General features: G+C 73.5%; 6 protein-coding genes and 1 rRNA gene. 3 read left to right on the plus strand and 4 right to left on the minus strand.

Features of this window, described 5'->3' with window-relative positions; all coding sequences use genetic code 11:
- The first annotated feature begins 435 nt into the window (after positions 1-435).
- Positions 436-1434: a tryptophan--tRNA ligase gene (gene trpS, locus HN013_RS31660; protein ID WP_171172395.1), complete on the plus strand. Its 999-nt coding sequence runs from the start codon at positions 436-438 to the stop codon at positions 1432-1434.
- Between the two features lie 89 nt (positions 1435-1523).
- Here the strand turns inward: trpS and proC are convergent, their stop codons facing one another.
- On the minus strand, positions 1524-2333 hold the full coding sequence (gene proC, locus HN013_RS31665) for a pyrroline-5-carboxylate reductase (protein WP_171172397.1): 810 nt from the start codon (positions 2331-2333) through the stop codon (positions 1524-1526).
- A 531-nt stretch (positions 2334-2864) separates the two neighbouring features.
- Here proC and HN013_RS31670 point away from each other — a divergent pair.
- Positions 2865-4382, plus strand: a complete 1518-nt coding sequence (locus HN013_RS31670; protein WP_171172403.1) for a SulP family inorganic anion transporter — start codon at positions 2865-2867, stop codon at positions 4380-4382.
- Positions 4383-4613: 231 nt separating this feature from the next.
- Here the strand turns inward: HN013_RS31670 and HN013_RS31675 are convergent, their stop codons facing one another.
- Together HN013_RS31675 and HN013_RS31680 are read right to left on the minus strand one after the other, a co-directional pair.
- The gene (locus HN013_RS31675) at positions 4614-5525 is read right to left on the minus strand and encodes an NADP-dependent oxidoreductase (RefSeq protein WP_171172399.1); all 912 of its coding nucleotides are present in this window, start codon (positions 5523-5525) and stop codon (positions 4614-4616) included.
- 93 nt (positions 5526-5618) lie between these two features.
- Entirely contained in the window at positions 5619-8498 is a 2880-nt protein-coding gene (locus HN013_RS31680) for an AAA family ATPase (RefSeq protein WP_312018773.1), read from the minus strand.
- A gap of 134 nt (positions 8499-8632) precedes the next feature.
- Here HN013_RS31680 and HN013_RS31685 point away from each other — a divergent pair, with 134 nt between their 5' ends.
- Positions 8633-9568, plus strand: a complete 936-nt coding sequence (locus HN013_RS31685; protein WP_171172401.1) for an LLM class flavin-dependent oxidoreductase — start codon at positions 8633-8635, stop codon at positions 9566-9568.
- A 78-nt stretch (positions 9569-9646) separates the two neighbouring features.
- Here the strand turns inward: HN013_RS31685 and rrf are convergent.
- Positions 9647-9763, minus strand: a 5S ribosomal RNA gene (gene rrf, locus HN013_RS31690).
- Positions 9764-9785 lie beyond the last annotated feature (22 nt).

A 9785-nucleotide genomic window follows, 5' to 3' on the forward strand; every position in this document is an offset into this window, starting at 1 on the left:
TTTCCGGTCCCCGTTGGAGGGGGTTTGTTTCGCGCCTTCCGGCGTGATCACTACTTTAGCGGATTCCCCCGGCGACTCCTAATCGGAGTCCGGAACCGAATTCCGGCATGCCGAAATCAATCCCGTTCAGGGGCCGTGCAGTAGTGGATCCCGCCGAGTGGCGTGAAGTGCCGCCCCGGCCTCCTCGCGGACGCCGCGGCAACTCGAAGAACCCTACACGAGCCCGTATGCCCGATCAAACCGGTGGCACACCTGGTTTTGAGGGGGGTACGGTCGTCGGCATGACCATGCATGTACGTACGCGCCCGTGCCAGTGGTGGCCCGCCTGACGGCGGCCCCCTGCGCGTACTTCGCATGCATCCCACGGCCGCCGCCTCGGCGGCCGTTTTGCTTGCTGTGGCGGTGGTCCACCTTCAGAAGGAGACGGACCTCCCCATGACCCGCATCTTCAGCGGCATCAAGCCCACCGGCCATCTGACCCTCGGCAACTACCTCGGCGCCGTGCGGCAGTGGGTCGTGTCCGACCAGCACCGGGCCGACGCCCTCTTCTCCGTGGTCGACCTGCACGCGCTGACCGTGGAGCACGGTCCGGCGCGCGTGCGCAGGCTGAGCCGGCAGGCGGCGACCCTGCTGCTGGCGGCGGGGCTGGACCCCTCCGTGTGCACGCTGTTCGTACAGAGCCACGTGGACGAGCACACCCGGTTGTCCTACCTCCTGGAGTGCACGGCCACCGACGGGGAGATGCGGCGCATGATCCAGTACAAGGAGAAGTCGGCGCGGGAACGGGAGGCCGGCGGCAGCGTACGGTTGTCGCTCCTCACCTATCCCGTGCTGATGGCGGCGGACATCCTCGCGTACGGCGCGGACGAGGTCCCCGTCGGCGAGGACCAGGCGCAGCACGTCGAGCTGACCCGCGATCTGGCCGTGCGCTTCAACCAGCGGTACGGGCGGACGTTCACCGTCCCGCGGGCCGTACTCCCGTCGGTCGCGGCCCGGGTCATGGACCTCCAGGACCCCAGGTCAAAGATGGGGAAGTCCCACGCGGAGACCTCCGGCATCGTCTACCTCCTCGACGAGGCGGACGTGGTGCGCAAGAAGCTGATGCGGGCGGTGACAGACAGCGGGACGGACGTGGTGTACGACCGCGACGGGCGGCCGGGGGTGGCCAACCTGCTGGAGCTGCTGGCCGCCTGCACGGGCGGGGCGCCGGACGTACTGGCCGCGGACTACAGCTCGTACGGCTCCCTGAAGCGGGACACCGCGGACGCGGTGGTGGAGCTGTTGCGGCCGGTGCGGGAGAGGCACGCGGAGCTCTGCGCCGACCCCACGTACGTCGACGGCGTCCTGCGGAACGGAGCCCGTCGGGCGCGGGATCTGGCGCGGCCGACGGTCGACGCGGCGTACCGGGCGATCGGTCTGCTCCCGGCCGGCTGACCAGCTCCCTGACCGGCTGACGGGGTTCCCGGCCCACTGATGAGGCCCGTCACCCGGTGAAGGAACCCGTCAGCCGGTCAGGAGACCCGTCACCCGGTGCCGGAGGCCAGCTCGCGGCTGCGGTCGCGGGCAGCCTCCAGGGCGGCGATCAGGGCGTGGCGCACGCCGTGCTTCTCCAGTTCGCGGATGGCGTTGATCGTCGTACCCGCCGGGGAGGTGACGGCCTCGCGGAGCTTGACGGGGTGTTCGCCGCTGTCGCGGAGCATCACGGCGGCGCCGATGGCCGCCTGGACGATGAGGTCGTGGGCCTTGTCCCGGGGCAGGCCGAGGAGGATGCCGGCGTCCGTCATCGCCTCCACGAGGAAGTAGAAGTAGGCCGGGCCGGAGCCGGAGAGGGCCGTCGCCGCGTCCTGCTGCGTCTCGGGGACGCGGAGCGTCTTGCCCACCGGCTTGAAGATCGCCTCCGTGCGCAGCAGGTGTTCCTCGGTGGCGTGCGTGCCCGCGGAGATGACCGACATGCCCTCGTCGACCAGGACGGGGGTGTTCGGCATGACGCGGACGACGGGTGTGCCGGGGGCGAGCCGCTCCTCGAAGAAGGCGGTGGGCACGCCGGCCGCCGCGCTGATGACGAGCCGGTCGGCGGGCAGGTGCGGGGCGAGCTCCTCCAGGAGGGCCGCCATGTCCTGCGGCTTCACGGCGAGGATCAGGGTGTCCGCGCTCTTGGCGGCGTCCGCGTTGCCGACGGTCTCGACGCCGTAGCGGTCGCGCAGTGCCTCGGCGCGCTCGGCGCGGCGGGCGGTGCAGAGAAGGTCCGCGGGGTTCCAGCCGGCCCGGATCATGCCGCTGAGCAGGGCCTCGCCGATCTTTCCGGTCCCGAGGACGGCGACTGTCTGGGTCACGGTGCTCACCTTTTCGCTGCGCTGGGCGTCGGGAGGGCGGCCGGTGCTCCCGGTGGGCCCGGCCGTCCGGTCATCTTCGCACCCGGTCCGCCGGGCGCGCGGCCGGCCGGAGCGCGGTGGGGCGCCGAAGCGCGCGTCGGGGCGCGCGGTGTTCCGTGCCCGCCGGAGTGAACGGAAGGTGCTCGTCATCGGGCCCAACCCCTTGTTTACATCGTGGTAACGCAGGGTCGGCCCAACGCCCGGGCGCCTTGGACACACTGTGGTCGGGTATTCAGAGCACGATGCCGGAGAAGGCAGGAACACAGTCCGTACGGGCGGCGTGCGAATGTCCAGTCCCCCGTCCGTGCCGGCTCTCCGCTCCCGCCGTACAGGCCGACGGCGTCGTGTGCCGCCCCGAGCGACCGTGTCCCCGGCAGCCCGTACCGGCCGACGTCCCGTACGGGCTGCCCGATCCGCCCGTCCGCACCCGTCCCCCTGCCGGATCTCGGTCCCCGGTGCGCAGGTGCGCCCGGGATGCTGGAGGCAACTCTCATGGAGCGCAAACTCCTCGTCTCTGTCCGGACCGCCGCGTCGCGGGTCGTCCTCGGGTCCACCTTCCGGGCCGACTTCTCCGCTTCCCTCATCGTCTTCCTCGTCGCCGTACCGCTCTCCGCGGGAATAGCCGTCGCGTCCGGCGTCCCCGTGGAACTTGGCCTCGTCACCGGGATCGTCGGCGGGCTGCTCACCGGACTGCTGCCCGGGAGCAGCGTCCAGGTGAGCGGGCCGGCCGCCGGGCTCACCGCGCTCGTATACGAAGCCGTGCGCGCGTACGGCGTCGGGGCGCTGGGCGTACTCGTGCTCGTCACCGGGCTGTTCCAGGTCGCGATGGGCCTGCTGCGGCTCGGCCGCTGGTTCCGGGCGATCTCCGTCGCCGTGGTGCAGGGCATGCTCGCGGGGACGGGGGTCGTGCTGATCGCCGGCCAGCTGTACGAACTCGCCGACTCGGACGCGCCCTCGGGCGGCCTGGAGAAGCTCGGCGGCCTGGTGCTGCTCCTCACCGGGACCCTGGAGTCGTCCACCGCCATGACCGCCGTCGGCGTGGGCGTGGGCACGGTGGCGCTCCTCGCACTCTGGCCGCGCTGGCACCGTCCGGCACGGGTGATGCCGGCGCCCCTGGTGGCGGTCGCGGTGGCCACGGCCGCGGTGACGGCGCTGGACCTGCCCGTGGACCGGGTGCGGGTGAACGGGCTCCTCGACGCCGTACGGCCGCCGGACGGCGACGACTTCGTCCGCCTCGGCCAGTTCGGCGTCCTGGGCACGATCCTGGCGTTCGCCCTCATCGCCTCCGCGGAGACGCTGTTCAGCGCGGCGACGGTGGACCGGCTGCACGACGGCCCGCGCACCGACTACGACAAGGAGCTCATAGCGCAGGGCGCCGGCAACACGGTGTGCGGTGTGCTCGGTGCCCTGCCGATGACCGCCGTCGTCGTGCGCAGCGCGGCCAACGCGCGGGCCGGGGCACGGACCAGGACCGCGCGCGTGCTGCACGGCCTCTGGCTGCTCGTCTTCGCGGCGCTGCTGCCCTGGGCGCTGGAGGCCATTCCGGTGGCGGCGCTCGCCGGGGTGCTCGTCCACACCGGCTGGAAACTGCTCCCGGGGCGGGAGATGGGACTGCTGTGGCAGGACCACCGCGGTGAGGTCGCGGTGCTGCTCGTGACCACCACCGCGATCGTGACGACGAACCTCTTCGCGGGCGTCCTCGTCGGCCTGCTGCTGGCAGTCGTCAAGGCGGCCTGGGAAACCTCCCACGTCCGGGTGGAGACGGTGCGGGTCGGTGACGGCCGCGTCAGGGCCCGTGTCATCGGCAACGCCACGTTCCTGCGCCTGCCCAAGCTCCTGGAGGAGCTGGGCTCGCTGCCCCGCCCCGGCCACTCCGTGGAGCTCGACCTCAGCGGCCTGCGCCACATGGACCACGCGTGCCGGGAGGCACTGACCGCGTGGGCGGAGCGGCACACGGTTCTGCTGGAGGAGGACGGGGGCGGGGCGGACGGGCGGATGATCGTCGTCTAGTCGTCCGGCGGGCAGGTGCTTGGTGGTTGGGGGTGCTCAGCTGGTGGGCGGGTGCTCAGCTGGTGGGCGGGCCCGCCCGGTCGGCGGGCGGGCACTCGGCCGACGGGCTGGTGATCGGCAGACAGGCTGGTGATCAGCCAACAGGCCAATACTCCACCGGACAGGCGGGGGGCTCAACCGACAGGCGAGGGGCTCAACCAGCAGTCCGACGCCCAGTCGATGACCAGGCGCTCAGCCGACGAGCAGCACGACCTTGCCCCGCCCATGCCCGCTCTCGACATCCCGTTGCGCGTCGGCCGCGCGGTCGAGCGGGTACGTGGCCCGGACGTGCCAGGTGAGTTCGCCCCGCGCGTACCGCTCGACGAGACCCGCCAGCCTCGCCGCGGAGCGGGTCGCCGGGGTGACCCGCACCCCCGCCGCCTCCGCGCGGTCGTGCTCGACGAGCGTCACCATCCGCCCCCGGTCGGCGACCAGCCCGAGCGAGAGGTCGAAGGCCTCACCGCCCGCACCGTCCAGCACGGCGTCCACCCCGCCAGGGGCCAGCGCGCGGATCCGCTCGACGACCCCCTCCCCGTACGTGACGGGGAGCGCCCCGAGTGACCGCAGGTACGCGTGGTTCGCCTCCCGCGCGGTGCCGATGACCGTCGCGCCCGCCGCCCGGGCCAGTTGGACGGCCGCGCTGCCCACCGAACCCGCCGCTCCGTGCACGAGCAGCACCTCGCCCTCGCGCGGGGCGATCACCTCCATGGCGATGTGCGCGGTCTGCATGCCCGCCGTGAAACCGCCGGCCACCTCCCACGGCATCCCGGGCGGCTTGCGGGTGATCTGGTCGGCGGGCGACAGGATCAGCTCCGCGTACGCTCCCAGCTGACCGAAGCCCAGCACCTCGTCCCCGGCAGTCCAGTCCGTGACGCCGGGGCCGACCTGGTCGACCACTCCGGCGAACTCGTTGCCGGGGATCCGGGGCAGGGGCCCGACGCCCGGCGGCACCCAGCCCGTGCGGATCCCGATGTCGTACGGCTGGACGCCCGCCGCCCGTACCCGGACCCGTACCTGTCCCGGGCCGGCCTGCGGCTCCTTGACCTCGGCCACACGCAGGACCTCGGGGCCCCCGGGCTCGTCGAACACCACGGCTCGGCTCATGGTCCGTTCCTCTCCTCGTGCTTCTTCCCGGGCGATGGGTGATCGCCCCGGTCACGACCGTAGGCGGCGGAGGAGAACGGCGAATCCGTAGCGCTACGGTATCTGCGGGCCCGCGCCGCTCGTGTCGCTCATGGCGCTCATGTCGAGTGCCAGGGAGGCGAGTTCGCGGCGGGATCCGATGGCGAGCTTCGGGTACGCCTTGTAGAGGTGGTACTCCACGGTGCGCGGGCTGAGGAAGAGCCGGGCGGCGATGTCGCGGTTGCTGGTCCCGCCCGCGGCCAGCCGCACCACCTGCCGCTCCTGCGGCGTCAGGACCGCGAGCGGGTCGGGGCGCGGCGCCGGGGCGGACGGCGTGCTGTCGCCCACCGCGCGCAGTTCGGCACGGGCGCGTTCGGCCCAGGGCACGGCGCCCAGGCGCTCGAACGTCCCCACCGCGTTCCGCAGCCGGGGACGCGCTTCCGTCCGCCGCCGCGCGCGGCGCAGCCACTCCCCGTACAGCAGCTCCGTACGGGCCTCCTCGAACGGCCGCCCGCCCTCCCGGTGCCGGTCGAGCGCGACCAGGAACCGTTCCTCCGCGGCCTCGTCGGGACCGGTCAGCGCGGCGCAGCGGTGGGCGACGGCGAGTGCCCACGGCTGCCGGCCCGCCTCCGCCCAGGCGGTGAAGGCCGCCAGGGGCGCGGCCGCGCGCTCCGGCACTCCAGCCCGGACGGCGGCCTCCACGAGGTCACCGGTCGCGGGCAGCAGGGCCACCGCGGCGGGCGCGCCGGTCCGGCGGGCGTCCTCCAGTCTGCGCAACGCCTGCTCGTGGCGGCCCAGTCCGAGGTCGAGGAGGGCGAGCGCGGCGGCGTCGGTGACGCCCGTGGGGTCGCCGGTGACACCGGCCGCCCGCTCGACGGCGGCGAGGCAGCGCTCCTCGTCCCCGGCGAGCGCGGCGGTACGGGCGGCGGCGCGGTCGGCGACGGCGGTGAGCCGGCGGGCCGGGAACGGTCCGGCGGGCCCGGCGGCGTCGGCCAGGGAACCGGCCGCGTCCTCGGCCTCGGCGACGGTCGCCGCCGCGTCCCGGTGCCGTCCCGTGGCCCACTGCACCTGGGCGAGCGTGTGCAGCACGTCCGGCAGGGAGAGGAGGGTGTTGCGGGCCAGGCAGCGAGCGGCCTCGGCGGTGGCGAGGCCGAGGGCGGCGTCGTCGTCGCCGAGCAGGGCGGCGCAGTCGGTGGCGAGGAGCCGCGTCAGGTGGGACCCGGGGTCCCGGTGCCGGACACCGGCGACGAACTCGCGCACCTTCTCCATCGCCGCCCCCGCCACCGCGGTCTCCCCGGCGCCCGACAGCGCGGAGGCGAGGACCGGCAGCGCGGCGAGCGCCTCCGCGACGGGCAGCGCCGGGCGCACCCGGGACGCCGCCTCCGCGACCCCGGCGACCAGCGCCCCGTCCCCACAGGCCCAGGCGCTGCGCATGGCCAGGACCAGCATCAACACGGCGGTTTCCGGCTCCCGTCCGGCCATCGGACCGGCGTGGTCGAGGAGGATGTACGCCGCCGTGCGCGGGTTGCCCGTCGCGTCCTCGACGGCGCCCCGGACCATCGCCAGCATGGCCCGGACGTCCTGCTCCTCCGTCAGCTCCGCCGCCTGCCGGGCCAGAGTGCCGGCCTGGGCGACCCGGCCCGTGGTCACCAGCATCTGGGCGGCGGAGAGCAGCCGGCGGGCGCGGGCGGACGGGGTCGGGCTGAGCTCGGCGGCCCGTCGGCAGGCGTCCGCCGCGACGGCGAACGCCCCGCGCTCCCAGGCCGATTCGCCGGATTGCTGGAGCCGGGCCGCCACCTCCTCGTCCGGCCCGGAAGCGGCCGCCGCCAGGTGCCGTACGCTGCGGTCCGGATCCCCGGCCGCCTCGTGCACGGCCGCCAGCGCCCGGTGCGCGGCCGCCAGCTCGACCGGATCGGCGCCCTGACGCGCGGCCGCACGGATCAACGGGTGCCGGAAACCGATCACACCGTCGACAAGCGTGATCAGACCCGCGCGTACGGCCGCAGGCAGACCGTCGGCACCGCCGCCCAGCGCACGGGCGGCCCTCACGATGGTGTCGAGGTCACCGCCGCCCTCGGCGGCCGCGACGAGCAGGGCGGTACGGGCCCCGGGAAGCCCGTCGATGCGACTGCGGTACGCCTCCACCAGCCGTGCCGGAACCGGGAGTTCGGCGGGTATCGGCGCGTTCCCGGTGCGCTGATCGGCGGTGAGCCAGCGGACCGTCTCGACGAGCGAGAGCGGGTGCCCCGCGGACCGGCCGACGACACGCGCCCGTACGCCGTCGGCGAGGTCCGGGGCCCGGTCGGCGAGCAGCTCGACGGCGGCCTCGGGGCCGAGGGCACTCAGCCGCAGCTCGGGAACGCCCGGCGCGGGGGACTCCCGGTCGCCGTCCGGCGGGCCGTCCTGGGGGGCGTCCTCGAGAGCGTCCCGGGTGGGCAGACCGTCCCGGGCCGCCAGCAGTACGGCCACCTTCTCCTCGGCGAGGCGCCGGGCGGTGAAGAGCAGGGCCTCCGCCGAGGAGGGGTCGAGCCACTGCAGGTCGTCGACGAGGCAGAGCACCGGCCGTTCCGCGGCCAGGTCGGACAGCAGGGTGAGCACCGCGAGACCGACGCGGAACCGGTCGTCCGGCGACGCCTCGGCCAGGCCGAACGCCCCGCGCAGGGCACGCTCCTGCGGTGCGGGCAGCGTGGCGAGCCGGTCCTCGGTCAGCACCGGCCGGAGCAGCAAGTGCAGGGCGGCGAACGGGAGGACGGCCTCGGCCTCGGTCCCCGTCACCCGCAGGACGCGCACGTCACCACCCGCCGCCCGGGCTCGCCGAGCCGTCTCGGCGAGCAGTTCCGACTTCCCGATTCCCGCCGGCCCGCGCACGAGCAGGGCACCGCCTCGGCCGTCCCATGCACGTCCCAACAGGCCAGCCACTGCCGCTAGTTCGGCATCCCGCCCGTACAGCACCACTCTGCCGTCCCCTTCCCCCGCCGATGACGGTCCCCATGGCGGCCCGTCGATGCCCGTAGGCCTCACCCGTAGTCCTACGGAACCGGTAGTCCTACGGATTCGACCCCTGACCTGGGCAGACTACGTTCCTGAGCATGCCTCCAATCAAGATCGGTGTCTTTGCTCCCTCACTGACCCTCGATGTCACGGCCTCCCCGCACGAAACGGCGGACGTGGCCAGGGTGGCGGAAGAGCTCGGCTTCGAGTCCCTATGGGTCAGCGACCACCTCACCGGCCGCTGCCCGATGCTCGACCCGTTGCTGACGCTCGCCACGGCGGCCTCCGCCACCACCCGCCTGCGCCTCGGCACGGCGGCACTGGTGCCCGCGCTGCACCCCTTGCCCGGCCTCGCCCAGCGGCTGGCCACTCTCCAGTTCCTCTCCGAGGGCCGGCTCCTTCTGGGCTGCGACGCCGGTGACAGCGCCTGGGCCCGCTGGCGTGGTGGGCTGAAGGACGCGGCCGCCTGGCGCGCGACGGGCATCCCGTTCGACGAACGCGACGCCCGGATGGACGCGATGCTGTCCCGACTGCCCGGAATCCTGCGCGGGGAACCCGGGTTGATCGACCCCGAACAGCCGGAACTGGCGCTCTCCGTGCCGGCCACCGTCCCGCCCCTGCTCATCGGGGGCGAGAACGACGCCGCTCTCGAACGGGCCGTCAAGTACGGCGACCACTGGTTCCCCGCTCTCGCCTCGCCTTCCTGGCTGTCGGAGGGAGTCACCCGGCTCCGGGCCCTCGCGGAAGCCGCCGGGCGCCCGGTGCCGGGCGTCACCATTGCCCAGCCATTCGGACTGGGCGACGACGTCGAAAGGCCGACCACTCCGGACCAGGTCCGTACTCTGGCCGGGATCTACGGCTTTCCGGAGGACCGCTGGGTGGCCCTCTCCATCGACGGCGGCCCGGAACAGGCGGCGGCGCGGATCACGGAATTCGCGGAGGCGGGTGCGGACCGGATTGTCTTCAGCACATGGGACCGGGACTGGCAGAAGCAGTACGGGCTGCTGGCGGAGGCGGTGGCTCTGCTGGATTGAAAACTCCGGGGTAAACGCAGAAAAGCCCCGGGCCGGACCGTTTTCACGATCCAAGCCCGAGGCTTTCCATCACAATTTGTTCGGCGGCGTCCTACTCTCCCACACGGTCCCCCATGCAGTACCATCGGCGCTGAAAGGCTTAGCTTCCGGGTTCGGAATGTAACCGGGCGTTTCCCTAACGCAATGACCACCGAAACACTATGAAATTAACCCAACC

It is taken from the genome of Streptomyces sp. I05A-00742 (genome assembly GCF_013055795.1).
Lineage (GTDB): Bacteria > Actinomycetota > Actinomycetes > Streptomycetales > Streptomycetaceae > Streptomyces.